General features: G+C 34.5%; 25 protein-coding genes and 3 tRNA genes. 11 read left to right on the forward strand and 17 right to left on the reverse strand.

The window, feature by feature from the left end; genetic code table 11:
• Positions 1 to 124: 124 nt before the first annotated feature.
• Positions 125 to 502: a nitrite reductase small subunit NirD gene (nirD, locus tag ACTJIW_RS21140; RefSeq protein ID WP_440715857.1), complete on the reverse strand. Its 378-nt coding sequence runs from the start codon at positions 500 to 502 to the stop codon at positions 125 to 127.
• Positions 503 to 858: 356 nt separating this feature from the next.
• On the reverse strand, positions 859 to 3,372 hold the full coding sequence (nirB, locus tag ACTJIW_RS21145; protein WP_440715856.1) for a nitrite reductase large subunit NirB: 2,514 nt from the start codon (positions 3,370 to 3,372) through the stop codon (positions 859 to 861).
• A 269-nt stretch (positions 3,373 to 3,641) separates the two neighbouring features.
• On the opposite strand from nirB, the gene ACTJIW_RS21150 reads away from it, so the two are divergent.
• The gene (locus ACTJIW_RS21150; RefSeq protein WP_012026588.1) at positions 3,642 to 4,415 is read left to right on the forward strand and encodes an META domain-containing protein; all 774 of its coding nucleotides are present in this window, start codon (positions 3,642 to 3,644) and stop codon (positions 4,413 to 4,415) included.
• A 67-nt stretch (positions 4,416 to 4,482) separates the two neighbouring features.
• On the opposite strand, the gene ACTJIW_RS21155 is transcribed toward ACTJIW_RS21150, so the two are convergent.
• Complete coding sequence (locus tag ACTJIW_RS21155; protein WP_012026587.1) at positions 4,483 to 5,766, reverse strand: DUF2130 domain-containing protein; 1,284 nt, start codon at positions 5,764 to 5,766, stop codon at positions 4,483 to 4,485.
• A 178-nt stretch (positions 5,767 to 5,944) separates the two neighbouring features.
• Here ACTJIW_RS21155 and ACTJIW_RS21160 point away from each other — a divergent pair, with 178 nt between their 5' ends.
• On the forward strand, positions 5,945 to 6,115 hold the full coding sequence (locus ACTJIW_RS21160; RefSeq protein WP_440715855.1) for a hypothetical protein: 171 nt from the start codon (positions 5,945 to 5,947) through the stop codon (positions 6,113 to 6,115).
• A gap of 47 nt (positions 6,116 to 6,162) precedes the next feature.
• On the opposite strand, the gene ACTJIW_RS21165 is transcribed toward ACTJIW_RS21160, so the two are convergent.
• Positions 6,163 to 7,050 (reverse strand): LysR family transcriptional regulator, encoded by an 888-nt coding sequence (locus ACTJIW_RS21165; protein WP_440715854.1) that lies wholly within the window; start codon positions 7,048 to 7,050, stop codon positions 6,163 to 6,165.
• Between the two features lie 204 nt (positions 7,051 to 7,254).
• Between ACTJIW_RS21165 and ACTJIW_RS21170 the strand changes: the two genes are divergently transcribed.
• Positions 7,255 to 7,962, forward strand: a complete 708-nt coding sequence (locus ACTJIW_RS21170) for a class I SAM-dependent methyltransferase (RefSeq protein WP_149206654.1) — start codon at positions 7,255 to 7,257, stop codon at positions 7,960 to 7,962.
• 87 nt (positions 7,963 to 8,049) lie between these two features.
• On the opposite strand, the gene ACTJIW_RS21175 is transcribed toward ACTJIW_RS21170, so the two are convergent.
• The 4 genes from ACTJIW_RS21175 to ACTJIW_RS21190 form a co-directional block, all read right to left on the reverse strand.
• A complete protein-coding gene (locus ACTJIW_RS21175) occupies positions 8,050 to 8,514 on the reverse strand; it encodes a DUF3291 domain-containing protein (protein WP_440715853.1) in 465 nt (154 codons plus the stop codon).
• 140 nt (positions 8,515 to 8,654) lie between these two features.
• A complete protein-coding gene (locus tag ACTJIW_RS21180; RefSeq protein WP_012026583.1) occupies positions 8,655 to 8,933 on the reverse strand; it encodes a putative quinol monooxygenase in 279 nt (92 codons plus the stop codon).
• 2 nt (positions 8,934 to 8,935) lie between these two features.
• Positions 8,936 to 9,541, reverse strand: a complete 606-nt coding sequence (locus tag ACTJIW_RS21185) for an NAD(P)H-dependent oxidoreductase (RefSeq protein ID WP_149206656.1) — start codon at positions 9,539 to 9,541, stop codon at positions 8,936 to 8,938.
• A gap of 291 nt (positions 9,542 to 9,832) precedes the next feature.
• On the reverse strand, positions 9,833 to 10,819 hold the full coding sequence (locus tag ACTJIW_RS21190; RefSeq protein ID WP_149206657.1) for an aldo/keto reductase: 987 nt from the start codon (positions 10,817 to 10,819) through the stop codon (positions 9,833 to 9,835).
• A gap of 117 nt (positions 10,820 to 10,936) precedes the next feature.
• Here ACTJIW_RS21190 and ACTJIW_RS21195 point away from each other — a divergent pair, with 117 nt between their 5' ends.
• The gene (locus ACTJIW_RS21195) at positions 10,937 to 11,782 is read left to right on the forward strand and encodes an AraC family transcriptional regulator (protein WP_149206658.1); all 846 of its coding nucleotides are present in this window, start codon (positions 10,937 to 10,939) and stop codon (positions 11,780 to 11,782) included.
• 217 nt (positions 11,783 to 11,999) lie between these two features.
• Here the strand turns inward: ACTJIW_RS21195 and ACTJIW_RS21200 are convergent, their stop codons facing one another.
• The 3 genes from ACTJIW_RS21200 to ACTJIW_RS21210 all read right to left on the reverse strand — a co-directional run bounded on the left by ACTJIW_RS21200 (position 12,000) and on the right by ACTJIW_RS21210 (position 15,090).
• Positions 12,000 to 13,052 (reverse strand): SMI1/KNR4 family protein, encoded by a 1,053-nt coding sequence (locus ACTJIW_RS21200; RefSeq protein WP_149206659.1) that lies wholly within the window; start codon positions 13,050 to 13,052, stop codon positions 12,000 to 12,002.
• 30 nt (positions 13,053 to 13,082) lie between these two features.
• Positions 13,083 to 13,844 carry a C40 family peptidase gene (locus tag ACTJIW_RS21205; protein ID WP_012026578.1) on the reverse strand — a complete coding sequence of 254 codons (762 nt, stop codon included), beginning with the start codon at positions 13,842 to 13,844 and terminating at the stop codon, positions 13,083 to 13,085.
• Positions 13,845 to 13,911: 67 nt separating this feature from the next.
• On the reverse strand, positions 13,912 to 15,090 hold the full coding sequence (locus ACTJIW_RS21210; RefSeq protein WP_073408441.1) for an acetyl-CoA C-acyltransferase: 1,179 nt from the start codon (positions 15,088 to 15,090) through the stop codon (positions 13,912 to 13,914).
• 238 nt (positions 15,091 to 15,328) lie between these two features.
• On the opposite strand from ACTJIW_RS21210, the gene ACTJIW_RS21215 reads away from it, so the two are divergent.
• The 5 genes from ACTJIW_RS21215 to ACTJIW_RS21235 all read left to right on the forward strand — a co-directional run bounded on the left by ACTJIW_RS21215 (position 15,329) and on the right by ACTJIW_RS21235 (position 18,056).
• Positions 15,329 to 15,412: transfer RNA gene (locus ACTJIW_RS21215), tRNA-Ser, on the forward strand.
• Between the two features lie 14 nt (positions 15,413 to 15,426).
• Positions 15,427 to 15,501 (forward strand) — tRNA-Pro (locus ACTJIW_RS21220).
• Positions 15,502 to 15,533: 32 nt separating this feature from the next.
• A tRNA-Arg gene (locus tag ACTJIW_RS21225) sits at positions 15,534 to 15,607 on the forward strand.
• Between the two features lie 117 nt (positions 15,608 to 15,724).
• Positions 15,725 to 16,708, forward strand: a complete 984-nt coding sequence (locus ACTJIW_RS21230; RefSeq protein ID WP_121360598.1) for a YheT family hydrolase — start codon at positions 15,725 to 15,727, stop codon at positions 16,706 to 16,708.
• A gap of 160 nt (positions 16,709 to 16,868) precedes the next feature.
• Positions 16,869 to 18,056, forward strand: a complete 1,188-nt coding sequence (locus ACTJIW_RS21235) for an MFS transporter (RefSeq protein WP_073408390.1) — start codon at positions 16,869 to 16,871, stop codon at positions 18,054 to 18,056.
• 16 nt (positions 18,057 to 18,072) lie between these two features.
• On the opposite strand, the gene ACTJIW_RS21240 is transcribed toward ACTJIW_RS21235, so the two are convergent.
• Both ACTJIW_RS21240 and ACTJIW_RS21245 read right to left on the reverse strand, forming a co-directional pair.
• Positions 18,073 to 18,504 carry a GNAT family N-acetyltransferase gene (locus ACTJIW_RS21240; RefSeq protein WP_440715852.1) on the reverse strand — a complete coding sequence of 144 codons (432 nt, stop codon included), beginning with the start codon at positions 18,502 to 18,504 and terminating at the stop codon, positions 18,073 to 18,075.
• Positions 18,505 to 18,589: 85 nt separating this feature from the next.
• Positions 18,590 to 19,378 carry a ThuA domain-containing protein gene (locus ACTJIW_RS21245; protein WP_440715851.1) on the reverse strand — a complete coding sequence of 263 codons (789 nt, stop codon included), beginning with the start codon at positions 19,376 to 19,378 and terminating at the stop codon, positions 18,590 to 18,592.
• A 198-nt stretch (positions 19,379 to 19,576) separates the two neighbouring features.
• Here ACTJIW_RS21245 and ACTJIW_RS21250 point away from each other — a divergent pair, with 198 nt between their 5' ends.
• On the forward strand, positions 19,577 to 20,398 hold the full coding sequence (locus ACTJIW_RS21250) for a phospholipase A (protein WP_012026572.1): 822 nt from the start codon (positions 19,577 to 19,579) through the stop codon (positions 20,396 to 20,398).
• 8 nt (positions 20,399 to 20,406) lie between these two features.
• Here ACTJIW_RS21250 and ACTJIW_RS21255 read toward each other — a convergent pair whose 3' ends face one another.
• Complete coding sequence (locus ACTJIW_RS21255) at positions 20,407 to 21,357, reverse strand: alpha/beta fold hydrolase (protein WP_440715850.1); 951 nt, start codon at positions 21,355 to 21,357, stop codon at positions 20,407 to 20,409.
• A 109-nt stretch (positions 21,358 to 21,466) separates the two neighbouring features.
• Complete coding sequence (locus tag ACTJIW_RS21260) at positions 21,467 to 22,210, reverse strand: hypothetical protein (protein WP_440715849.1); 744 nt, start codon at positions 22,208 to 22,210, stop codon at positions 21,467 to 21,469.
• Positions 22,211 to 22,443: 233 nt separating this feature from the next.
• On the opposite strand from ACTJIW_RS21260, the gene ACTJIW_RS21265 reads away from it, so the two are divergent.
• A complete protein-coding gene (locus ACTJIW_RS21265) occupies positions 22,444 to 23,547 on the forward strand; it encodes a fatty acid desaturase family protein (protein ID WP_440715848.1) in 1,104 nt (367 codons plus the stop codon).
• An 82-nt stretch (positions 23,548 to 23,629) separates the two neighbouring features.
• Here ACTJIW_RS21265 and ACTJIW_RS21270 read toward each other — a convergent pair whose 3' ends face one another.
• Positions 23,630 to 24,913, reverse strand: coding sequence for a M20 metallopeptidase family protein (locus tag ACTJIW_RS21270; protein WP_440715847.1), 1,284 nt, complete (start codon positions 24,911 to 24,913; stop codon positions 23,630 to 23,632).
• Positions 24,914 to 24,976: 63 nt separating this feature from the next.
• Complete coding sequence (locus ACTJIW_RS21275; RefSeq protein ID WP_012026567.1) at positions 24,977 to 26,725, reverse strand: CocE/NonD family hydrolase; 1,749 nt, start codon at positions 26,723 to 26,725, stop codon at positions 24,977 to 24,979.
• Positions 26,726 to 26,768 lie beyond the last annotated feature (43 nt).

Here is a 26,768-nt window from a genome sequence, read left to right on the forward strand (position 1 = left end):
ATCTTGTGTGAATTTTTTTTCGTCACAAATTTCACGAATTCCACTAATTTAATTCGTGCTAATTAGTGAAATTCGTGGCTAACAATTTTAATCCTTTTAATCTGTGTAATCTGTGGCCTATAAATTAGTCTGCAAATCCAACAAAAACTTCATTTTCAACTACTTTAATTGGATAGGTGGCAATTTTAAAATCGTCTCCGTTTAGATTTGAACCGTCAAGAAGTGAAAAAGTCTTTTTATGCATCGGGCAGGCGATTTTCGGAATATCCTCTGCAGAACCTGTCATTCCTCTTGAAAGCACCATTTCCATTTTGTGTGGGCAAGCATTTTGGCAAGCGTACCATTCGTTACGGCGAGTGAAATTGAAAATGGCGATTTGTTTGTTTTTGTATTTGATGCATCCGCCTCGATTGGTTGGAAAATCTTCTACTTTACCTGCTTTGAACCAAATTGTAGCATCGCTCGCATGAACTGTTTCGTATTGATTTAAGATTTCTTCCATTTTGATTGAATTTTGATTTCCTGTTTCTTAGCCCTCTTTTTACAATCATGAGAGTTATGATGGCGCAATAAAAAAGAGGGTAAGAAGGACAGCAAACGTTTAATGATTTTTTTTCTTTTTTTAGAGCTTATTTTTTTTACACAGATTTAGCCGATTTTTTTAATTTTTTTAATCCTTTAATCTGTGGCTTTATTTTAAACACATAGAAACATAGATTTTTTGTTTTTTGTTTGAGAAATAGAAAGTTAAAAGAAACTAGCTTCTAACACATAGCTATATGTATTTATGCAAGTGAAACGCCTTTATTCAGTTTTTAAAATCTATGTCTCTATGTGTTTAAAAATTTATGTTTTAAGTTACGACCAGGCTTTAGGCATTTTTTGATCTCTTAGCGGAACAAAAACGGCATTATCGTCTTTTTCGTCTGAGTTTATAAAGTGATTGAAACGTTTCAATAATCTTGGTTTTTCCAGCACTTGTTTCCATTCGCATTCGAAAGTGTTAACTAAAGTCTGCATTTCAGCTTCAAGTGTTTCGCAGATTCCTAGACTGTCTTCAATAATTACTTCTTTTAAATATTCTAAACCTCCATCTAATTTTTCTAACCAAGTTGAAGTTCGGATTAGCGGGCCAGCAGTTCGGATGTAATACATTAAAAATCTGTCCATATATTTAATTACGGTTTCTTTGTCTATTTTCTCCGCTAATAAAACCGCGTGTTTTGGATTTGCTCCACCATTTCCAGCGATGTATAAATTCCATCCGCCTTCAACGGCAATTAATCCGAAATCTTTTCCGCGTGCTTCAGCGCATTCGCGAATGCAGGCCGAAACACCGCCTTTTAATTTATGCGGAGAACGAATTCCTTTATATCTGTTTTCAAGTTCAATGGCAAATCCGGCGCTGTCGTCCATTCCGTAACGACACCAAGCGTTTCCGACACAGCTTTTTACGGCACGAAGTGATTTTCCGTAAGCGTGACCGCTTTCAAAACCATTGTCTATTAAGATTTTCCAGATTTTTGGCAAGTCACTTAAATGCGCTCCGAATAAATCAACTCTTTGTGCTCCCGTAATTTTGGTATACAAATCGAATTGTTTTGCTACTTCACCAATCACGATTAGTTTTTCGGCTGTAATTTCACCTCCTGCCACTCTAGGAACAACAGAATACGTTCCGTTTCGTTGAATGTTTGCTAAAAATCTGTCGTTTGTATCTTGAGTCGTTACATGTTTGTTGGCTGTATCATTATAAATACTAGAGAAAATTGAAGCGACAACGGGTTTGCAGATTTCGCATCCGTCGCCTTTTCCGTGATGATCCAGAACATCATAGAAATTCTCGTATTTATTGATTTTTACCAAATCAAATAGTTCCTGACGGTTGTAGTTGAAATGCTCACAGATCACTTCTTTTACTTCTTTTCCTAAAGATTTTTGAGTCGCTTTTACTAAATCAGAAACCATTGGTTTACAGCCGCCGCATCCTGAAGTTGCTTTGGTTGCTTTTACAACATCTGAAAGAGAAGAACAGCTTTCGTCTAAAATTTTACAGCAGATCGCACCTTTGGTAACATTCTCGCAAGAACAGATTACGGCTGTATCCGGCAAATCCATCACGCTTCCTAAAGGAGAACCTTCTGAACCGTCTCTTGAACCCAGAATCAAATCTTCAGGATTTTTAGGCAATGCCATTTCATTGATATAAATCTGGAAAAGGGAATTGTAATCGCTGGAATCTCCAACTAAAATTCCGCCTAAAAGTTTTTTAGAATCTTTTGTAACGTTGATTCTTTTGTAAACGCTGCTTAATTTATTTTCATAAATAATAGCGGTAACGTCATTGTTTTCAATAAAAGGATCACCAAAACTCGCTACTTCAACACCAATTAATTTCAATTGAGTCGACATATCGATGGTTTCTCTCATGGTTTTGTCGCCATTTAAGATCTGCTCAGCAGCGACATCAGCCATTTCGTAACCAGGAGCAACAAGTCCGTAAATGTTTTGGTTGTAAAGAGCTGCTTCGCCAATCGCAAAAATAAAAGGATCTGATGTTCGCATTTGATTGTTTACCACAATTCCGCCTCGTACGCCAACTTCAAGCCCTGAAACTCTTGCCAGTTCGTCGCGAGGTTTGATTCCGGCAGAAATAACCAACATGTCTACTTTTAACAATTCGTCGTTTGCAAACATCATTCCCGTTATACTTTCTTTTCCGTCGATATATTGGGTTGCTTTGTTAAGATGAATTCCGATGTTTAATTCTTCAATTTTTGATTGAAGCATATCACTTGCGCCCTGATCTAGTTGTCTCGGCATTAAACGCGGCGCAAATTCCACCACATGCGGATTTAAGCCTAAATCACGAACTGCTTTTGCTGCTTCTAATCCTAATAAACCGCCACCTAAAACTGCAGCTTCGGTTGCGCCTTTTATTTTTATTTTTTTTGCATAGGACATGATAGCATCCAGATCTTCGATGGTTCTATAGACAAAAACACCTTCTTTTTCTACACCTTCAATTGGAGGTACAAAAGCGGAAGAACCTGTTGCTAAAACTAAGTAGTCGTACGTATGTGTTTTGCCTAAGTGTGTATGTATTGTTTTTGCATCACGATTTATATCTGTAATTAGTTCAGATGTATTTAGAATAATATTGTTTTCTGCGTACCATTGGCTTGTTGATAATGATAAGTCATCAGCTGTTTTTCCTCCAAAGTACTCGCTTAAGTGAACGCGATCGTAAGCGCGTCTTGGTTCTTCTCCAAATACTGTGATTTGATACTTTTCTTGTCCTGATTTTGCAACGAATTTTTCGCAAAATTTATAACCAACCATGCCGTTTCCAACTACTATTACTTTAATCATTATTTCTTTAATTAAGTATTACTACGCAAATATAAGTATTTATACTTATTAAAATACGTAATAATTTTATTTTTTTAAGTAGATGGAGGTTTTTATTACTACGTATTTTATCAGAATCTTTTACGTAGTGCGGGATTTAAGTAATTTTTGAGTGATTTGGTTTTTTTAAATTTGAAAGGATTCTAAATAGGCGTTTCAAAAAAATGTCGTAAATTCATAAGAATTTTATAGGTGTTTTACTAAAAAGAACATTTTTAATCTAAGATCTCATGAAAAAAGTACTCTCAATATTGTTGTTATCATTTTTAATGATAGGCTGTAAAACGACAGCAAATAAAGAAACTGCAGGAACAGATTCAACAAGTTCGACAGAAGAAGATTTAAAATATTATTTTAAAGGAACAGGAAACGAACCGTTTTGGGGAATCAAAATGGGGAATGACGAAATTGTCTTTACATCATTAATACCAGGAAAAGAAAAAATAACTTTTCCTGCCGTTGATGCGATTAAAGCTATGGATGCCAATGTGAAAATGTATAAAGTAAGTAATGAAACGACTTCGGCAACAATTACAATCCAACAGCTGGATTGTCAGGATTCAATGTCTGGTGCAATTTCACCTTACAGCGTAAAAGTTGAAATTAAAAACAATTCTGAATTAGAAGCAAAAAAACTAAGCGGATGCGGAAAATATCTTACTGATTACCGACTTCATGATATTTGGGTTTTGGAAGAATTGAATGGATATAAAGTCTTTGCCACTGATTTTCAAAAGGAAATGCCTCGAATTGAAATTAATTCAACTGAAAATAGATTTTCTGGCTATGGCGGCTGTAATGCCATTAGTGGTTCTATTTTTTATGAAAAGGATTTGCTGAGATTTACCAAAGTAATATCGACTCTAATGGCTTGCCCACAAGGAAATAAAGAAGGTGAATTTACAAAAGCATTGCAAAGCACAACAACTTATTCTATTGGAAATAATCAATTGACTTTGTCTAATCCTTCTGGGAAACTTTTGGTTTTTAAGAAGGTGGATTAGTTTTATAAGGGCTTCGACTTCGCTCAGCCTGACATTTCGTTTGTCTTCCTGAGCGAAGTCGAAGGATTTATTCTAGTTCCTTAGTTTCTTCCTCTTCGTCATTACCTTCAATAAAATCCAATTCTAAGGCTCTTACACTCTGAACTGCATTTCCGGCAATACCGCGAATCGAACCGTACATTCCTAAAGTATTGTGAACTACTTTTTCGATTTGTTTTTCTCGCTGTTTCCAGATTCTCTGCATGGCTCTTTTTTCAGAATCGAGATCACTTTGCATTTGCGTAAAACCTTCTACAATTCCTTCAATCTGTAAACGGAATTCGTTGCTGGTCAGGAAATCATACAACATTGACATTTTATCGCCTTTGTTTTCCTGAGCCTGAACAGCTTGATTTATTTGAATCAAGGACTGACGTAAAACAGCACTTAAACCTTTAAATTCTTCGTAGGTACAAATCCAGATACCGTCGCGCATGCCCATTCGTTCCATTCCGTTTGGCATTACTTCGGTAACCAGAACTCCAATGTTGGCTCGTTTGGTTCTGATATCGTTTTTGAATTTCTCAATCCAAGAAGGCTGAAAAGCTTTTGTTCTTTTACTTTCGTAATAAATAGAACCGCAATTTTGGTGTTCGCGAGTGTTGACAATTTGAAGACAGTCGGCACCGTTTGCACCTTTTTTAACTTCGTCAATACTGTCAAGAGGGAAGTTGTTTGCCAGCCATTCTTCGATAGCTAATTCCATTACTTCGCCTTGTAATTGCATAGAACCTTGTTCCTGCTTGCGTTTCATTTCTTCGGTTAATTTTTTCTGCTCTTCTAATTGCTTTTGAAGTTCTTTAAATTTTAACTCGTTTTTATCGTCTTCTTGTTTTCTGATTTTTTCGCGTTCCAAAGCCAGTTGAGTGTTCAGTTGCTTTTCGGCTTCGGCTTGAATAGCATCTTTCATTTCCAGTTTTTCGCGTTGTAATTTGGCGATTTCACCTTCCATTTTATTTAATTCCCTGATTTTTTCCGATTTTTCAGAGAGTTCTTTTTCCATCAATAACAAACGATCTTTGTTTTCTTCTTCGAGCTTGGCTTTTAGTTTTTCAGAGATTTCTTTTTCAGCCGTTTTTTTCTCGCGCTCTAAGCGTTCTGCAAAAAGTTCATTTTCCTGTTTTTTCTTCGCTTCAAATTCGGCTTTGGCTTTGTCCAATTGTTCGTTTTTAAGCTCTAATTCACGATTTTGAATAGTCGCTTTTTGCTGGAATTCTTTACGGATACTGTCTTCCAACTGATGTTTTAATACATCATTGACATCGATAGGAGTTCCGCAGTTTGGACACTGAATTGAAGATTGCTCAGCCATTTTTATTGAAATTTTTATTGTAGAATTATAATTTGCTAAGGTATTTAAAAGTTCTCTTTTTATAATGTGGATTACTGTACTAAATTGTAACGAATTTTTGTTATAGCCACGAATTACTCGAATTTTCACAAATTGTTTTTGGATTTAATCTCGCAAAGCCGCGAAGTCGCAAAGTTTTTTGCCACAGATTAAAGGATTAAAAGGATTTATTGAATTGCCTCCAGCTTTAGCTGGAGGTATAAAAATTGAATTAGAAAAGGCTTTAGCCAAATCAGTAGTTGTTTGGCTAAAGCCTTTTAAACTTAATTATTTTTCCATCCAGCTAAAGCTGGAGGCAACTTATAAATAAAAACTTTGTGCCTCTGTGTCTTTGCGAGATTAATTTCACAACGAAACTTAGCGAGAACCGTTTTTCTCCAACAAAAAATCAACAGCAGATTTCGTGATTTCAGATTCATCTTCTTTGGATGTGATAATCGAAACATCTGTTTTTAAATTAACCTTTTTCAGTTCAATAAAACCAATTTCTGGATCCTGATTATTTTTGGAAACGTTTGAAGGAACAATCGAAATTCCTAATCCGTTTTTGACTAATTGTACGATAGAATTGATGTTATTCGCTTCGTGAATAATCTGCGGTGTAAAGCCATAAAAAGCACAAAGTTCTAATAAAACTTCGTGATAATGCGGTGCATAATCTTTGTTAAAGAAAACGAATGTTTCGTCTTTTAGGTTTGCAATTTCATTTTCTGATTTTATCTGAACGGATTTTTTGTTGTAAACCAATGAAAAACCATCTTTAAACCACAGATGTGATTTTATTTTTGGTGACTGAATTGGTGATCGAATAATTCCCATTTCGATTTTTCCTTGTTCTAAAGCATCGATTTGTTTGGTGGTTGAAATTTCAAAAAGTTTAAAATTTACGTACGGAAACTGTGCTTTGAGGTGTTTGATTAAATCTGAAATAATAAAAGAATATATAGAGCTTATATAAGCGATTCTAAATTCACCCGAAACGTTTTCTGCAATCTTTTTTGTTTTAATAGAAATACGTTCCAGATTCTGAAAAAGTTCTTTTACTTCTTTTTCGAAATATTTCCCGGCTTCGGTCAATTCTACCTTTTTATTGTTTCTGATGAAAAGTTTTGCCTGAAGTTCGTCTTCCAATTCAGCAATCTGCCGACTCAACGGAGGCTGTGAGATGAACAGTTTTTCTGATGCTTTGGTAAAGTTCAGTTCTTCGGCTACGGCCAAAAAATATTTTAAGTGACGTAATTCCATGATACTTTTAAAGTATTATTAATTGATAAAAATAGTATTTTTAAAGTATTTATGAAAAGAATAGTTTTGAAAAATCAAAAAATAAGTCTCTCGCAGATATAGCAGATTATTAATTTAGATAAAATCGTCTAAACCATAATATTTCCAATCAATAATAGCAAAAAGATTCGCGAAATCTGCGAGAGATTAAAAAAACAAAAGACCATGAAAAAATCAACTATTGAAGAAATCAAGGAAAGATTTGACAATGATGTCGAACGATTTTCAAATTTAGAAACAGGACAAGTGGCCACAATTGATGCTGTTATTTCTTTAGAATTAATAACAGAAGCTTCAAAACGCATTGTTCCGAATGCTGTAACTGTGCTGGATGTAGGCTGTGGTGCTGGAAATTATACTTTAAAAATGTTATCTAAAGTGCCAGATTTAAACTGCACTTTGGTCGATTTGAGCTTGCCAATGTTAGATCGCGCTTTTCAAAGGGTTTCAGCTGAAACCAACGGAAAAGTAGTAATAAAACAAGGTGATATTCGCGAAATAGATTTAGAGGAAAATAGTTTTGATATTATTTTGGCTGGTGCAGTTTTGCATCATTTGCGTGATGATAGCGATTGGGAAACGACTTTTACTAAATTGTTTACATTATTAAAACCAGGAGGTTGTTTTATGATTTCTGATTTAATCACTCAAGACACAGAATTATTGAATGACTATACCTGGCAGCGTTATGGTGAATATTTGGAAGAAATAGGAGGAGCAGAGTATCGCCAGAAAGTTTTGGATTATATCGAAAAAGAGGATTCTCCAAGATCGATGAATTACCAATTGGATTTGATGAAAAAAGTTGGTTTTTCAAAAGTCGAAATATTGCATAAAAATATGTGTTTCGGAGCTTTTGGAGGAATAAAGTAGTTTTTTGTTAGCCATGATTCACGAATTAATTTAAAAATGTCTGCGTATAGATTTTAAAAAATAAATTCGTGATTCGTGGCTATACAACTATGCATTAACCGGCATTGGATATTTGTTTCGAAGATCGAAAACTAATTCTGACGGACCGTTTTTTTGGAGGTAATCTAATTTTTCTACAGCTTCTTCCATGGTTGGAATATGTCCTTTAGGAATCCACCACATAGCCGTATGCGCTTTACCGAATTTTTGGAACCATTCTTTTCGGCGTCTTAAAAAGTCACTGTGAAAAGTTTTGTACATATAATGTTCTAAAGTTTCGATACTTTCCCAAACCGATACATTAATAATAATTTGTTCGTCATTGTATGGATTCAGGCTTGTAGCGTTGTAACTATCAGTGTCATCTTTTAGTCTCCAGACAAAACCTTCGCTTTCTTCGGCTAAAGTATTTACGGTGTCTAAATTGTCTACGAATTCTTTCATTATGGGGTCGCTGATGTTTACCCCTTTCATTTTTGCAATATTAATTTCGGCAAGATGATAATGACTCATATTTTTTATGTTTCTGAATGCGAGGCAATTTAGCTTTTTTCTGAATAATTATTTTGTATAATTAAGTTATATCTGTAACATTTTTTAGTTACAAATTCTCGAATTACCAATGCAGAAAAGAATTCAGAACTCTGAAAAAATTATAGAATTTGTGCCGTTTTATAAACCTGAACGGGAGCTGATAGTAAAGCTTCGCTTTTTGTAATGAAATCGACTAAATACGACTGATTGTTGTGTAAATCAAGTCCAATTTGATCTTTCCACTCTTCCCAAATAATGAATACATTCTCTGTAGTGTGAAGATCGTAGCGAATGCATGCTTCTTCTTTTCTGGTTTCTGTAACCAGATGTGTAATCATATTTTGAACTTCTATAAGATTTTCTTTTTTACTTTTAATGATTGCGGTGATTGAGATCATAATTATAAAGTTTTAAAGGTTTCTTCTAAATGTTTGGTGTACTGTTCTTTAAAGATAACAATATTTTCTGGTGTTGCACCTTTTTCAACATCATGAAAATGAAATCCGTTTATGCGTTCCATTCCGGTAAATTTGTTCATTTTGTGGAAACCAAACATTACGCCGTCATCAACAGAAGTTTCTTCAAAGAATTCTCCCGGAAGTGTAAATGCTGTTGCAGGAGCGTTCCAGCTTGTAGTAAGCATGTATTTGCGTCCATGTAAAAGTCCGCCGGTTCCGTAATTGATGTCTGGGTTTACACGGCTTCTTCCGTCGCTTTTGTAAATTCCGTTATTGTGTCCTTGCGTGAAAACATCATCGATATATTTTTTAAAAAGGTTTGGAATTTGAAACCACCAAACAGGTGTATGGTAGATAATTAAATCTGCCCAAACAAATTTTTCTACTTCTTTTTGAAGATTTATTTCGTCTTCAATGTGAGTTGTTTTTATTTCGTAATCGTTGTTTTTAGAAAGAAATTCAACTGTCCAATCCTGAACGGTTTTATTGAATTGTCCTCCTGAATGAGCAAATTTTTGCCCGCCGTTAATTATAAATATCTTTTTCATTTTTACTGTTGTTTCTTTTGAAAATGGATGCGTGAGGGATAAAGGCGGTATCTTTTTGCGTAATGAAATGGAGCAAAAAATATAGTCGAAAGCCCGACCCGGAGGGGCACGCCCAAATTCTAATTATTTAATTTTGAGATTTTTTTAAACACATAGAAACATAGGTTTTTGTTTCTTGGAAAAGGGAATGGAAAGAAACTAGTTTCTAACACATAGGTATGTGTGTTTATTTAAGTGAAACATCTTTGACGATTACTAAGAACTATGTTTCTATGTGTTTAGAAAAGAGAATTATTTTATTTTAGCAATTGCCTGATTGATAAATTCCAATTCTGAGGCTGATAAATCGAAATCCATTGTTTTGGCGTTTGAAATAGCTTGTTCTGCGCTTCTGGCTCCTGCTAGAACAATTGAAATTCCCTTTTGTAAAGTTGTCCAGCGTAAAACCAATTGTGAAATTGAAATGTGTTTTGAATGCGCTAAAGAGCTTAATTCTTCGATTAAGGTTTTTACCTGCTGCAAATCGAATTTTCCGAAATAACCGTTTCTATGGTCGTTTTCTTTTAATTTGCTGTCTGTGAAATATTTTCCAGTCAATAAACCTCTTTCCATTGGGCTGTAAGCAATGATTCCGATGTTTTCTGCAACTGTAAACGGAATTAAATCTGCTTCGATTCCGCGGTTCAGCATACTGTAAGCTACTTGGTTTGAAGCTATTTGAACTGTTTTTTGTGCTTCCTGAATTTGCGCAATATTATAATTACTTACTCCGAATGCTCTAATTTTTCCTTGCTGAATTAAAGTTTCAACAGCTTCCATTGTTTCAGAAATTGGAGTTGTTGAATCTGGCCAGTGAATTTGCAGTAAATCTATATAATCGGTTTGAAGGCGTTTTAAACTTTCTTCGATTTCTTTAATTACGTTTGCTTTTGATGAGTATTTGTAAATTGGAACTTTTTTACCGTTATCGTCTGCGTCGAAAAAGAAATCGCCTTTTCCGTTGTTGCTGCCGTCCCAAACCAAACCAAATTTGGTAAGTAATTGAATTTTAGAACGATCATAAGATTTAATAGCTTCACCGATCATTTCTTCGCTTAAACCAAATCCATAAAAAGGAGCAGTGTCGATTGTAGTAACGCCGTGGTCAATTGAAGCCTGAACAGATTCTATTGAATCTTTCTTTTCTGTTCCGCCCCACATGGTTCCGCCAATAGCAAATGCACCATAAGTAATAGCTGATAATTCAAGTTCTGAGCTGCCTAGTTTTCTATATTCCATGATTGTGATTTTTTGTATTTAAAATTGATGAGGCAAAATTATACTGTTTTTGTGATTCTTATTTGGTATATATTTGTCTTTTTTAGGTATATTTGCATCTTAAAATAAAATGGAATTATGAAAAAAGAAAACTTATATGAACCTTTTACGGTTTCTTTTGAAACGCTGGACGAATATCCGGATGTTGGAGATCGTCATAATTTTTTCGAACTGGTTTATATTTTAGAAGGCACAGGAAGGCAGTGTATTAATAAGAATATTTTTGAATACGATCCAGGGCATTTGTTCTTATTAACTCCGGAGGATTGTCATAATTTTACAATTGAAACTGAAACGAAGTTTTTCTTTTTGAGGTTTAATGATATTTATTTGAAAAATTCGAGTCTGCAGAATGAAAATATTCAGCGATTAGAATATATACTTCAAAATGCCAATCATCAGCCGGGCTGTATTCTTAAAAATGATCCTGATAAATGTCTAGTGAAAGTGATGATTGAAGCAATCTGCCGAGAACATCAGGATAAAGATGTTTACAATCAGGAATTGATTCAGCAGTTGGTAAATACGCTGATTATTATTGTGGCGAGAAATATCGCGAAATACTTGCCTGAACAAGTGACCATAAATACGGAGGCTAAAGCAATGGATATTCTGCAATATATTCAGAATAATATTTACTATCCAGAAAAAATTAAAGCAGAATCAATCAGTGATTATTTTGGAATTTCGAATACGTATTTAGGACGTTATTTTAAGAAACACGCCAGCGAAACGATGCAGCAGTATATCAGTAATTATAAAACGAAACTGATTGAACATCGTTTGCAATTCAGCGAAAAGCGTATTAACGAAATTGCTTATGAATTTGGTTTTACGGATGAAAGCCATTTCAATAAGTTTTTTAGAAAGCAAAAAGGCTATAGTCCGTCTGAGTTTAGAAAGACAATTCGATTGAGTGCTTAGTTTTTTTAGCCACGAATTTCCCAAATTTGCACTAATTTTATTTTTGCCACAGATTAATTGGATTAAAAATGATTTTATTGCTTATTAATTTTTCTCTCGCAGATTATGCGGATTTATTTTTTTAATCTGTTTAAATCTGCAAAATCTGCGAGAGAAAAAGAAAAAAATCCGTGTAAATCCGAGTTTTCACAAAGCGAATCTGTTTTATCTGTGTGCTTTAATTTTCTTTTCCGACAATAAAATCAAAATGCTCGGTTTTGCCGGCTTTTAAATTGTTGATTTCATTCTGGATTAATTCTTCTAATGAATCTGCCACAATGATGCGCGACCAGGATTCGTTTTGAAGTTCGATGATTTGGCCGAATTTTCCTTTTGAAGCTGGATCTGTATCGTACAATAAGTAATCACCATTTCTTCCTGTAGCAAACGGAATCCATTTTGGGTTGGCGTAATTGTTTGTGTTGATTTTTTCGAAATCTAGTTCCTGTTCTGGTAAATCGTCTTCCTCAAATTGTAAATCTTGTATCGAATTCCATTCTTCTGCAATGTCCTGAAACGGAATTAAGTCATAACTCCAGTTGTTTACTCCAAACTGAAAAGCAGCAGTTACAGGATCGTAATCTACATTTTGAACTTTGTAAAAATTAATTAAGGCCGGCGGTATTTTAATATCATCTTCAAGTTCGATATGTTCCTGAATATCTTCTGTAGAAATGCCTTCTGTTAAATTGTAATAGGCATTGCTGCTTGAAATAATTTTATTTATTTCTGAAATCCATTCCTGCCATAAAGGTTTGAATGCTTTGAATTCAGGGTCAAGAGGCGCTGAGATTTTCTTTTCTTTTTCTTCGTAAGGAGAAATGCTGAGACTTGTAATTTTGCCATCTTCTTTATCGAACCAAATACTGATTCCGTTAAGGATAAAAGCGCCGCTTCTGTCTCCTTTAAAGAGTTTTACAAGCTGATTTTTGTTGTTTTCGTAGTATTGAAATAATTCTTGACCATCAAATATAAATTCGCCGGTAAAGATGCTTTTTGCGCAATAATCATATTTTTTAACCTCAAATTCAATTGCTAGACTTTCTACTTGTTTACCTTCTTTAGAAAAAGCCATAATGCCTAGATCATCCCAGGTATAAATATGATTGTATTGTTTTTTGATATAACGGCAGTCACCCAAAGCTTTTTTTAAAACATCTATAGCAGCTGGAAGTTGAACAATTGTATCGTTTATTCTGAAATCTGTTTTAGATAATGAAAACTTTGCCAAGGGATATTGCTTTAGAGTTAATGAAAAGGCTTATATGATTTTTTTGATAACACGCAGTTTGTGAGTGTGTTTTTTTAGTTCAGGATTGTAAATTCCTAAATGATCCAAGCGGTCAATGCGGACTTTTCCACTTGCGTGAATGATGTAATTGTTTTCCATAATGATGCCGACATGAATGATATTGCCTTCGTCGTTATCAAAAAAGGCTAAATCGCCAACTTCACTTTCTTCGATAAAACTTAAAGCTTCGCCTTCAAGTGCCTGCTGAGAAGCATCACGATGAATTTTATAACCGTTCAATTTGTAAACCATTTGGGTAAAGCCTGAACAATCAATGCCAAAAGGAGTTTTTCCGCCCCATAAATAGGGAGCATTCAAATACATAAAAGCAGTTTTGATTAATGCACTTTTAGGTTTTACGCCGCTGGTTTTGGTTCCTTCAAAATCAAAATTTGAAGTATTGATTTCGTTATTGTTTAAAAAAGATAAAGAAGCTCCAAGCGGAATTGGAAGCAATAGATTGTTTGGTGCAGTGATGTAGTCAATTAAATCAGCATTTAGAATAATGGCTTCTTTGCTCAACAAATCGAACTGCTCTTTTGAAATTACCTGATATTGCTTAGAATCTACCCACCCTTCGTAATCATCATATTGAATTCTGATTCGCGCCCATTGATTATGACGTTCTAAAATTTCGATATGCTCGCCAAACAAGAGCTGTGTAACAATTTCACTTCTATCGCTGGCTTCAGCTCGAACGGGTACTATGGCTAGATTGCAAATTCCAAACATTTAAGGGAAAGTATTAGTTGAAAATCAGGAGTTATACATATAACTCCTGATTTTTTATGATATTGTTTTAAGCTCTTTCGATAACAATTGCCGATGCGCCGCCGCCGCCGTTGCAAATTGCAGCAGCTCCGGTTTTTGCATTGTTTTGTTCTAAAACATTTAGTAAAGTTACAATAATACGTGCTCCGGATGCTCCAAGCGGATGTCCTAATGAAACAGCACCACCGTTTACGTTTACTTTATCGTTATCAAGGTTTAATATTTTTGCATTGGCTAATCCAACTACAGAGAAAGCTTCGTTGAATTCGAAATAATCAACATCTGAGATTGAAATTCCTGCTTTGTCTAAAGCTTTTGGTAATGCTTTTGCCGGACTTGTTGTAAACCATTTTGGTTCTTGTGCAGCATCTGCGTAGCCTTTTATGTAAGCTAAAGGTTTTAAGCCTAATGCATTTGCTTTTTCTTCAGACATTAAAACTAAAGCAGCTGCTCCGTCGTTGATTGTTGAAGCATTTGCAGCAGTTACAGTTCCGTCTTTTGTGAAAACTGGGGCTAAAGATGGAATTTTATCTAATTTTACATTAGTATATTCTTCATCTTTTGAAAATATAATGGGTTCACCGCGTCTCTGAGGTACTTCAACTGGCACAACTTCATTGTCGAATTTTCCGGCATCCCAGGCTTTTGCACTTCTTTCATACGATTGAATTGCGAATGCATCTTGCTCTTCACGGCTGATTTTGTATTCAGATGCACATAAATCAGCGCAAACTCCCATTGCGTTGTTGTCGTAAGCATCTGTTAAACCGTCTTTCTGCATTCCGTCAAGCATAGTTGCAGGACCAAATTTGTTTCCGGCACGCATTTGTACGTAATGAGGAATCAAGCTCATGCTTTCCATTCCGCCCGCAACTACAATTTCAGCGTCACCGCATGCGATTGCCTGAGCAGCAAACATTACAGCTTTCATTCCGGATGCACATACTTTGTTTACTGTTGTGGCAGCAACTTCTTCAGATAATCCGGCAAATAATGCAGCCTGACGCGCTGGCGCTTGTCCAACTCCGGCCTGAATTACATTCCCCATGAAAACTTCATCGACTAATTTTGGGTCAAGATTAATTTTTGAAAGCGCTCCTTTTATGGCAGCAGCTCCTAATTTTGGTGCAGGTACACTAGATAACCCGCCCATGAAACTTCCGATAGGTGTTCTAACGGCAGAAACGATAACAACTCTTTTGTTCATTTTCTGTTTAATAATAGTTAGTAAGCAAATTTACTGTTTATTTGAATAAATTCAAATTTTGTATTGAATAGGTGAATTTTAAATTTAAGGTGAAATTTTTGTTAATTCTATTCGTTTGATTGTGAAGAGGTTTTGAAAAAAGATGAAAAAAAACTAAAAAAACTCAAAAAAAAGCTTGTGAGAAAAGGAATGTTGTTATACATTTGCACTCGCAAAACGGAAGCAATTCCACTAGCAAGGAGAGGTGCCAGAGCGGTAATGGAGCAGATTGCTAATCTGTCGACGGGTAACCGTCGCCAGGGTTCGAGTCCCTGTCTCTCCGCTTAAATTTTGCCTCGGGGTGTAGCGTAGCCCGGTTATCGCGCCTGCTTTGGGAGCAGGAGGCCGCAGGTTCGAATCCTGCCACCCCGACAGAAACTTTGCCATAAAGTTTTAAAATAAATGGTCGCATAGCTCAGCTGGATAGAGCACCTGCCTTCTAAGCAGGCGGTCGAAGGTTCGAATCCTTCTGCGATCACAAGAAGCCACTCAATCGAGTGGCTTTTTTGTTTTTCAAAAGAAATAAAAAGACAGTTTTAAATTACATATTGATTGATTTCTTAGATTTGTAGTGCGCACCGTAAAACTTTTTGTTATGCCGCTAATCGAACAGTCAGAATATAATTTCCCTTCTATTATTCATCGCAACAGGCATGTCTCAACTATTTATGCCGCTTTGTTTAAAAAATTTGAAGTTCCGGAATATACAAGAGAAAAACATGAGCTCAATGATGGAGATTTTATCAACATTGATTTTGTTTTAAATGATTCGAAAAAAGCAGTTATTTTATGTCATGGTTTAGAAGGAGATTCCCGTAGAACTTATAATAACAGCTGTGCGGCTTATTTTCTACAGAAAGACTTTTCTGTTTTTGCCTGGAACAACCGCACTTGTGGAGGAGAAATGAACCGCCTGCCAAGACTTTATCATCACGGTGCAGTTGATGATTTAGACGAAGTGGTTCAGTTTGTTTTGCGAAAAGGTTTTGAAGATGTTTATTTAATTGGTTATTCAATGGGAGGTGTTCAGCTTTTGAATTATTTTGGTTGGACTAAAATTGATAAGCGTATAAAAGCGGGAGTTTCTATTTCTGTGCCCACACATATTGCAACAAGTGCCGCAGTGCTCAAACAAGGCTTTAACAGGGTATATTTAAAGAATTTTACAATTGATATAAAAAGAAAACTAAAATATAAAGCAGCTCAGTTTCCGGATTTTATAAATCGAGATCAAATTGACAAAATTTCATCTTTTGACGAAGTTGATCATTACTTTACAGCACCTCTGCATGGTTTTGCAAGTCGTGAGGATTACTACCAGCGTGTTTCTCCCGAATTTTCTCTTAAAAATATTACCACTCCGGTTTTAATTATTAATTCTCTTGATGATCCTTTTTTAGGCGAAAGATGTTATCCAAGGGCTATTGCACAAGACAGTGAATATGTTTATCTGGAAACTCCAAAATATGGCGGACATTGTGCTTTTCCGCTTCGTGATTCCATGTATTCTTATGCAGAGAAAAGAGCGTATGACTTTTTTGAATCTCGTGAAAAAAATGCTCAGATTATCAAAGCTTAACAATAATTATTTCAACTGTTTTTTAAACAGCAGTTTTTAATATATAATTATTAAAGTATAGTAGTAATAGATAAAATTTGCGGAAGTTTTATCTAAATAGAAGACTATATTTGCAGACTTAAATTTTTCTCTTTGTAGATACTACTTTAATAATTTGATAATGCATCCTAAAAATAAATCAATTTATACTCTTCAATTCATTTTGCTTTGCATGAGTTCTCTTTTGTTTTCGTCGAGTTTTAATATGATTATTCCGGAGCTTCCGAGTTATTTAAGCAGTTTGGGCGGAGCAGAATACAAAGGATTTATTATTTCGCTTTTTACACTCACAGCTGCTATATCAAGACCTTTTAGCGGTAAACTTACAGATAAATGGGGGCGTGTTCCTGTAATGGCTGTTGGGTCTGTTGTATGTTTGATTTGCGGTTTCTTGTATCCAATATTGAGTTCAGTTTCGGGATTTTTGTTTTTGCGTTTGGTTCATGGTTTTTCAACTGGATTTAAGCCGACAGCAACTTCTGCTTATGTTGCAGATATTATTCCGCAGGAACGCTGGGGCGAAGCTTTAGGAATGCATGGTTTGTGTTTTAGTATTGGCGGAGCTTTAGGGCCTGCGCTGGGCGGAATGGTTGTAAATGCGTATGGAATTGATGTTATGTTTTACAGTTCTTCGTTTCTTGCTTTTTTGTCTATCGTTATTGTAATGAATATGAAAGAAACTTTGGCCGCAAAAGAAAAACTTCATAAATCGATGTTTTATATTGGAAGAAAAGATATTATTGATATTGGAGCGCTTCCTGCCGGAGTTATTACTTTTTTTTCTTATACGGCTTATGGTTTAATACTTACTTTAATTCCGGATTGGAGCGAACATCTGGGGGCAGAAAATAAAGGAGTGTTTTTTACTGCGTTTACGATTGCTTCTGTTTTAGTACGATTTGGTGCTGGAAAAGTTTCTGACAGACACGGACGTACAAATGTTATACTCGCAGGATTAATTGTTACTTCTATTGCATTATTTGTAATTAGTACCGGAAATAGTATTACAGTACTTTTAACAGGAGCCGCTATTTACGGAATGGGTACAGGTATATTATCACCGGCAATTAATGCATGGACTATCGATTTGAGTAATCCGCAGCACCGTGGAAAAGCCATAGCCACAATGTATATTTCTATGGAGTTAGGAATTGGTTTAGGTGCGTTACTTGGAGGAAGTTACTACAGCGATCAAATATCTCGTATCCCTCAAATAATGAAAATTGATATTCTGGTCTTGTTTATGGGAGTTCTGTATCTTTTATACTGGAAAAGGAAATCTGCCAATAAAAAGATACAGAACAATTAAAAAACAGGATTTTCTGTTATTTTGCTAATTCTAAATGCAGAATAGGGTAAGGTTTTCCGCAGCCGTCAACATCAGAAGTAGATTTTAATTCGAAACCGAAATGGTTATAAAATGCCGCAGCGTGCGTATTGTCTTTGTTTACATCGACTTTTGTAACGCCTAAATTTTCGATTGCATACAGCAGAAGTTTTTTTCCAATACCATTACCAATTTCATCTGCTGTTACAAAAAGCATTTCTAAACTTTCTTCGTGAGTGCCAATAAAACCAATAATTGTATGATTTTCGTTTTTTATGCAATGCAATGAAACACTTTTAAAAAAAGTTGGAATAAGTTCTTTGTAAAAATTGAAATCTTCGAGTGTCAAAAAGTGGTGTGTTGCTTTAACCGAAGATTCCCAAACCGAAATCAGATCATTGTATTCTTTTTCGTTAACCTTTTGGATCATTTTTCTTTTTTGTTTGTTTAAATTCTCTGCGAATATAAGGTTTCATGAATAAATAGATATTCTGAAAATAGATAAAACGACGAACTTATTTTTTATTTGATGCCCATAGAATTGCATTTTTAAAAAGAGCAGTGTAGGCTTTATTATCAAACAAATCAGGAGAATGTCCCATAAAAATATAAACATTTCGGGATGCAAAATGCTCATTTGTCCAAACAACAGGATGATCTCCCATTTTTATTTTTGAATCCGGCTGATAAGTCGACTCATCTACAGAAGCTAAAACATGAACATTTTTGCGCGGACTTTTGTCATAAGTGTACCATTCTTCTTTTTGTACCAGAAAATCAACGGGAACCCCTTTCATTAAAGGATGTACTTTATCTTCAACAATAACTTTTGCACTGGCAAAATCAGGAATATAGTTAACAAATCGAATACCGCCCATAAAATCAGAGAACCAATTCCAGATAGGATAGCCATCAAATTCTCCTAATAAAGTTGCATGATGCAGACCTATCCAGCCTCCTTTGCCATCATTCATATATTTTTGAAAAGCTTTCATAGATTCTTTACTCCATGTGTAAGGCGGATAATCGAGTTGTATAAAAAGACGGTATTGGTTTAAAAGAGATTCATTAATTGTCTTTGTATTTTCAATATAATCTATTGTAAAATTGTTTTCGGCCGCCAGTTTGTTCAACCAGGGTTTTGCTGCTTTAGAAAAAGCCAGATGATGTCCGCCGTTTTCATATAAAACTAAAACTTTAAATTTTGTTTTTTTCGATGCCTGACTGAAACAATTTTCGTGAAGAAAAAAACTTATGATAAATAATGCAATTGCCGTAATTGATTTTTTTATTTCGCTGCCCAAAAGATGAATGTTTAATTTCAAATTTACAATATGCTTTTCACTTTTCAATCATTAATATAGTGTCTTAATAAAGTAGTATTAAGTACAGAGTTTAAAATTTTCTTTGCAAAAATGAAATAAGCAGAAGTTTTTAAATTCATAAAAATACCGTATATTAGTATAAAAGCTTAAGAAAAGCCCTGAATTTAAATTATAAAAATGTACTTAAAATATATACTAGCATGCGTTGTTTTATTAACAATTAAAGCAAATTCACAAATTGTAGAAGATAAAAAAAATTTCCGTGCAGCAGATTCGCTGCTCAAAGAACATAGTTTTTCTGTCCATAAGGATAATTATTTTTTAACCGGAATTCCTCTCGATGAAGATATTACGCGTAATACAGCCGATGTCAAATATCAGGTTAGTTTTAAACTCCGATTAAACTCAAAACCTTTGTGGGGCGGTTTTTTCCCTTATTTAATGTATACTCAAAAGGCATTTTGGGATATTTATGCAAATTCAAAACCCTTTTCAGAAATTAACTTTAATCCCGGAGTAGCAATTGTTCGTCCGTTTTATTTAAAAGGAGGAAGGCTGACGTATGGAACCATTTCCTTAGAACACGAATCAAACGGAAGAGATTCTATTTACTCCAGAACCTGGAATATGCTTGCTTTTTCGTTAAAATCGCAGGTTTCGCCGCGATGGACTGTTGGACTTAGAGGATGGATTCCGCTTGTTGACAAAGAAGACAATCCTGGACTTACAAAATATGTAGGCTACGGCGAAGCAAGCGCAACTTACCAGATACAACCCGGAAGATGGAGCGCAGATGTTCTTTTTAGAAAAGGAAGCGGTCTTATCAATTACGGTTCTTTACAAACACAATTAAACTGGAGACCTTATAAAGATGAAAATTATTATCTCACTTTGCAATGGTTTGTAGGATATACCGAAAGTTTAATTGACTATCAGGAACACAAAAGCATGATACGTCTTGGGTTTACTATAAAACCAGAAAATATGGGAATTTTTTAAATGGGTTATCAGCCAGCATTTAAAATTTGTTCAATAATTATTTTTTGAACTTCTTCTGGTTTTTCAGTTAAAACAGAATGTCCGGCATCTTCAAACAAAAATATTTTTTTCTTAGGTGCTTTCAGGCTTTCAAAATATTTCTCGGCAATAGTAAAATTGGTCTGAAGATCTTTTTTTCCAATAAAGAAATACACAGGACATTTAACAGAAGGCAGTTCTTTAAAGAGATTCTGCTTTATGGCTTTATTCCATGTTGGCATCCATGTATCAGACCAGGCTTTAAGATATTGTTTTACTGCTGTTGTATCTTTATCAGGAAAAGGCTGTCCGTCATAATTAAACATCCACTTTCGTGAATAATAGATTTGATCGGAGTTTTCAAAAGGAATTTTAACTGTATTTAATTCTTTTTGTGCGGTTGTATTTCCTTTTTCTTTTGCATCGGCCTTGAGTTTGTCCAGCAGTATCATTTCGCTTTTTGACTGATCGATTACGGGGCTGAATGCGATATATGCATTTAGTAATTCAGGATGTTTTTCGGCCATATAAAATCCTAAAACAGTTCCCCAGGATTCGCCCACAAGATAGATTTTCTTTTTATTGAATTTTTTTAAAAGAAGTTTTACTAATTCATAAGTATCATTTTCCATCAATTCGAGAGTGATTGGAACCGACGATTTGTTTAAAGCCAGAGTTTTTCCGGCATCTCTTTGATCCCATTGCACAACTAAAAAATGGTCTTGAAGTTTATTGCTGAATTTTTCTGCCTGATTCATTCTGGAACTGCCCGGACCTCCATGTAAAAAAAGAATAAGAGGGGCGTTTTGGTTTCCTTTATAAGAAATAATCTGTTTTATTTTACCAACAAATAAAGTGTCGTAATTAGTTTGGATTTGTGCAGATAGACTGCTAAGGAATACTACAATAAGAATCAGAGTAAAATGTATTTTATTTTTCATCTTTTATGCAATTAATTATGAGATCAGATTAGATTTTTAAATATTTATTTATAAAATTAACTTGATGATTATAAGTGCTTAAAGATAAAATAAAATGTTTATTATAAGATTAATTTAATGTAGATAATAAATCTTGTCTGGTTCCTTTTTTCAAATCGATAACATCAAATCTTTTGGTTGATGAAAATGAACCAATATCACTGTCGCTGTTAATTAAAACAGCTCCAACCAGAACAATATATTTACAATTGTATTTTGTAGCCTCAATAAGCTGCTGAATTCTGCTGTCAATAGATTCGTAGATTATTTCTGTTGCTTCATAAAGCGGAATATCGGCTTTTACTATTCTATCTTTTTGATTGTAAAGTATTTGTTCAATCGTATTCATTTGATAATCTATTTCGGTAATGTGTCCCGGCTTAATGGCATTATCTAATAATTTATGCAAAGCTCCATGTGCGGCTCCGCAGCAGCTTGACGGTTTATGCTGTCCAAAACGATTAATTTCGCCAATAGTTCCTTCTTTAGAAATTCCAATGTGCGGTCCATAATAAATAAAAACGGCTCCGTCATCTGGAACGTGGCTGGCAAAAGCCTGCATGCCTGTTAGTCCTGTAAAAGGAAAACCGTCTAAACCTCCCATTTTAAAAGGACCCAGAAATTCATTTGCTCTTACGGGATATTGAATACTGTTTACATCATCACTGCAAATACTGTCTGCAAACATAATTTCGGCTGGTTCCAGATCGAGTTTTTCTTCTATAAAATCGATAATTTTATTTATAAAATCAATCGTTGTGAGTGCATTAGGATAGTGTTTTCTAATGATTTCTAATTTCTCTCTTTTTTTCATTTTTAGAAATTTTGAAGTTTCTGAGATCGCAGATTAAGTATTTTTCAAGAGTTTTAGGCTAAGTAAAGTTATGAAATTTAGATTGCTTACTACAGGTTTTTTGTTTTTAGTAAATCCTTTGTGCCATTCTTAAAAATGTTTTCTTGAAAATGGTTTTTATGTAATGATTTGAAATCATGTGTTTTAACTTTTTTTTATTAAATTTGATAGTACAATTTCTAGCAATACCAATTATGGAAAAATTAAAACGCCCGGTTTATCTTAAAGCTGGTTCTGATGATTTTTTTAAAAAGATGCGCACAGAAGTGAACGAAACTGTTTTACAAAACTCATCATTATACCATTTTAACGTAATAAAGTCTTTAGGTCTTTTGGTTCTGTTTTTTTTATTTTATAGCTGTATTTTATTTTTTGGCAGCAATACATCCTTACTTTTTCTCTTTTATATTTTGTGTGGTTTTACCATGATTGTTCTTTTTATAAATGCCTTTCATGATGCTGCTCACGGAGCTTTGTTTAAAAAAGCAAAACACAATGAATGGTTCTTGTATGTTTTGGAACTTTTTGGCAGTAATCACTGGCTTTGGATGCGCCGGCATATCAATCTCCACCATGCTTATCCCAATGTGCCAGATTGGGATATCGACATTAAACAAAGTGACATTATCAGGATTTTTCCAAACAGTCCGCTATTCGAATACCATAAATATCAGCATATTTATATGTGGTTTATTTATCCGCTTTACAGCTTAAACTGGATTTATATACGTGATTTTAAAGATTTTTTCGGCACTAAAAATAACTATGTAAAAAAAGTCGTTGAAGTAATTCCGAGAAAGCAGATTTTTATACTCTTTGCGGCAAAAATCATCAATCTGTTTTATATACTTTTTATTCCAATGATGGTTCTAAATCAGCCTTGGTATTTGGTTTTGGCAGGATGGTTTGCCATGCACTTATTTGGAAGTGTTTTAGGAGTTGTTGCTCTTGTTTCTACTCATGTTGATGAAGATGCACATTTCCCTGTAACTGACGAAGACGGAAATCTTTCGGCTACCTGGGCAGTTCACCAAATGATTGTTACCAAAGATTTTAGCACCAACAGTAAACTGGCGAACTTTTTATACGGCGGTTTTACACATCATGTCGCACACCACCTTTTTCCGGGAGTCGGTCATACTTATTATCCTTATATAACACCTATTATAATGCGTTATGCAAAAGAATACGGTCTTCCGTACACTTCATATCCTTTTTACCATGCAGTGCGTTCGCATTTTAGAATGCTGAAAAGTAAGGGCGTAAAAGAAAATATTTTAATGACGGGTGAGATTTAAGATTCGAACCCCTCCGGGGTCACAACATAAAAAAAGCGATTTCATTTGAAACCGCTTTTTTTATATTTTAATATTCTAAGTTCTATTTACATCTTTGAAACAGTAACGAAGAAAATGTTCTTACTCCAGCTCTAATGCATTCTTCATCGACTTCAAAATTGGGAGTGTGATTCATGGCTATGATTCCTTTTTCGAAATTAGAACCTCCAAGAAGGAAATACACTCCTGGGACTTTTTGCTGAAAATAAGCGAAATCATCATTGAAATAAGGAATTTGCCCGTAGTCGGCAGTAACAAATCCTTTTCCGTAAATATTTTCAAGTGTATTTACAGAATTGTGTGTTAAATCTGGATGGTTTAAAACGGTTGGGTTTTCTTTTATAAACGAAACAGAAAGGAGCTGCGAACCGAGATTATTGTCTTTAATTACCTGTTCAACAGCAGGAATAATATTTTTTACTCTTGAAGCATCAGTTTCATAGATTTCTGCATTTAGACGGAATGTGTCGTTTTTAGAATAACTTCTAAAATTTTCATCGGCAATTAAGTAATCTTTGAATATGGTGTTTGGATTTGTTAATCCAATTTTAGGATCTAAAATAGATTGAATTTCCCACGGTTTACTGCCATTAATAGTTCTGACTAATGATTTACGGATTTTGGCAGACAGATCTTTTACTTCCTCCTTTGATAATACATTTTTAAACTGTATTCCTATTTCTTTTTGGTAGGCATACATTTCATTTGGTTTTACCATTATCTGTCCGGCAGGCAAAGCTGTTACATGAAGGGCATAAATTTCATCGAGTTTAAATTGTGCGAATTTTTTATTTTCAACAATCGCTTTTGCTCCTTTAAAGGTTTCTTCTTCGGGCTGAAAAATAAAATAAACCGTGCCTTGAAGTGATTTTTTGTGTTTTGCTAAAACTTCTGCAATCCCTAATGCAACTGCCAAGTGTACGTCATGTCCACAGCCATGCTGAACACCTTTTACTTTAGATTTAAAATCAGATTTATCAGGAAAATCGTTTGGCAGAGCATCCATATCAGTTCTCCATGCTATATTTTTTCCCTTTTTATCACCTTTTAAAATACCTAAAAGTCCGTAGCCGTAAATATCAGTTTCGACTTGAAGACCTAAATCCAGTAAATGTTGTTTGACAACTTCCTGAGTTCTTTTTTCTTTGCCGGCCAGTTCAGGGTTTTCATGAAAATCTCTTCTAATCTGAACAAGTTTGTCAAAGATTTTATCAGTTTCAAGCTTAATCGATTCCTGAATATTAATGTTGCTTTTTGCTTTTTGCCCGTAAAGAATTTGCTGTGTAGAAAATATCAGAATAAGTAATGCCAATAGGATTTGTTTCATTTTATGGTTTGTTAAAATGGGAGTTAATTTATTTAGAGAATATGTTTTTAGCTGAAAAGAGAACTATTTCAAAACTGGAATTTTTACAAAGCTGTCATTGTACCATTTAATTTTTAAAGGCTCTTTGGCATCGAGAATTGTTTCATCGCTGACCTCTTTTCCTGTTCCGTAATTCAATTGCGAAAAAGGATTTTTATTAACATTTAATGCAATCAATAATCGGCTTCCTTTGCTCAGCTGCCGGCTTACAAAATGCGTATTAGAAAAAGCAATTGTTTCTATTTTATTAGGTTCTAAAAGCTGTCTTTTTTCAATATCTTTTGCATAACTGACGCGTCCAATGTAGTAGGAGAGATGAAAATATTCTCCGTTTGGAGTTACTTCATACAGGGTTACGCCCAAATCCAAATCTTTTTTATTGATGCTCAGTTTAATTTCTCCCAAAAAAGAACCGTTTACAATTAAAGGTTCAGTTAGAGGCTCACTTATAAAAAAATAACCGTCATTTTTGTTGACTTCTTTTTGAATAATCGGACTAGGATAATAATTGTTATTGCTGATTTCTCTGTTAGCAAAATCAACTTCTTGTGTTAAGAATTCTTTCTTTTTGGGCTTCTTAGTATCTGCGAGACGAAAATCTTGTGAAACGGCAGAAGTCAAATAAAAGGTTAGATAGTTGTTATGCATTTTTTCAAATGAAGGAGCGCTTTTCCATTCATTTGCTCCCATGACTTCATAATTAATTTTATCTTTTAAAATTTCTGGTTTAGCGCCGTTTTTCAAAATATAATCAAACCATTCGTAAGTGATTTTTTTGATATCAAACAAAGAAACAGGATCGACTTTGTAATCGTTTAAAACAGCTTCACCGCCAATTTGAGTTCCAAAATGTCCGTAAGGTCCAATTACCAGATAAAAAGGGGTTTTCGGGCTGTATTTTTGAAGTTCTTTTAAATAATACAAACTTGAATTTTGAGAATCGTTATAATAACCGTCAAATGCTAAAACAGGAATATTAATCTGTGAAAAATCAGTTTTATAAGGCGCCATTTTCTGCCAGTAAGAGTCAAATGAAGGATGGCTTATCCATTTTTGAAACCATCTGTTTGGTTCGCCGTCTATACTGTCTAGTTTTTTGTACGCTGTTCCAGATTCCCACCATCTAAATTTTAAAGCTCTAAAACGAGGTCTGTTATTATTCGTTACTGTATCCAGATATTTATTGTTTCCTACATAAAACGCCCATTCGTAATTTGGATTTATAAAAACATTGTTTTCCATTGGCAGTCCCATTCCGGGTCTGTTTGCAACAGAAGGAACAATTGTTTTAAGTGCCGGATGCATTTTTTTGCAGGCAGCCCATTGCGTAAATCCGTTATAACTGCCGCCATACATAGCCGTTTTTCCATTGCACCATTTTTGTTTGCTGATCCAGTCTATGGCGTCGTAAACATCATTAGCTTCATCTTCATACGGATTAATCTCGTCTGGGCTGAAACGTTTTCCTCTCGAATAAACTATAATCCCGATATAGCCTTTATCTACAGATTCTTTGATCGATTTTAGGTCTCTGCCTTTATCTCTAACATAAATTGTATATTGGAGAATTACAGGCTGCGGTTCATTATCGTTCTTTTTGCGGGCAATCATGGCAGATAATATTGCTCCGTCACGCGTTTTGATAGATATGCTGTCCTGAATATCATAAGCGTTTTCCTGATCTGCCAGTTTTGCTGCTTTAGTCTGCTGTGCAGATACAGAAATTACCATGAAAAATAAACTCAGAAATAATAATGTTACTTTATGAATCATAATTACTAAGTTTTTGGGTTAAACGAATTTAATTATTATTTCT

It is taken from the genome of Flavobacterium sp. 22659 (genome assembly GCF_052044235.1).
Lineage (GTDB): Bacteria > Bacteroidota > Bacteroidia > Flavobacteriales > Flavobacteriaceae > Flavobacterium > Flavobacterium johnsoniae.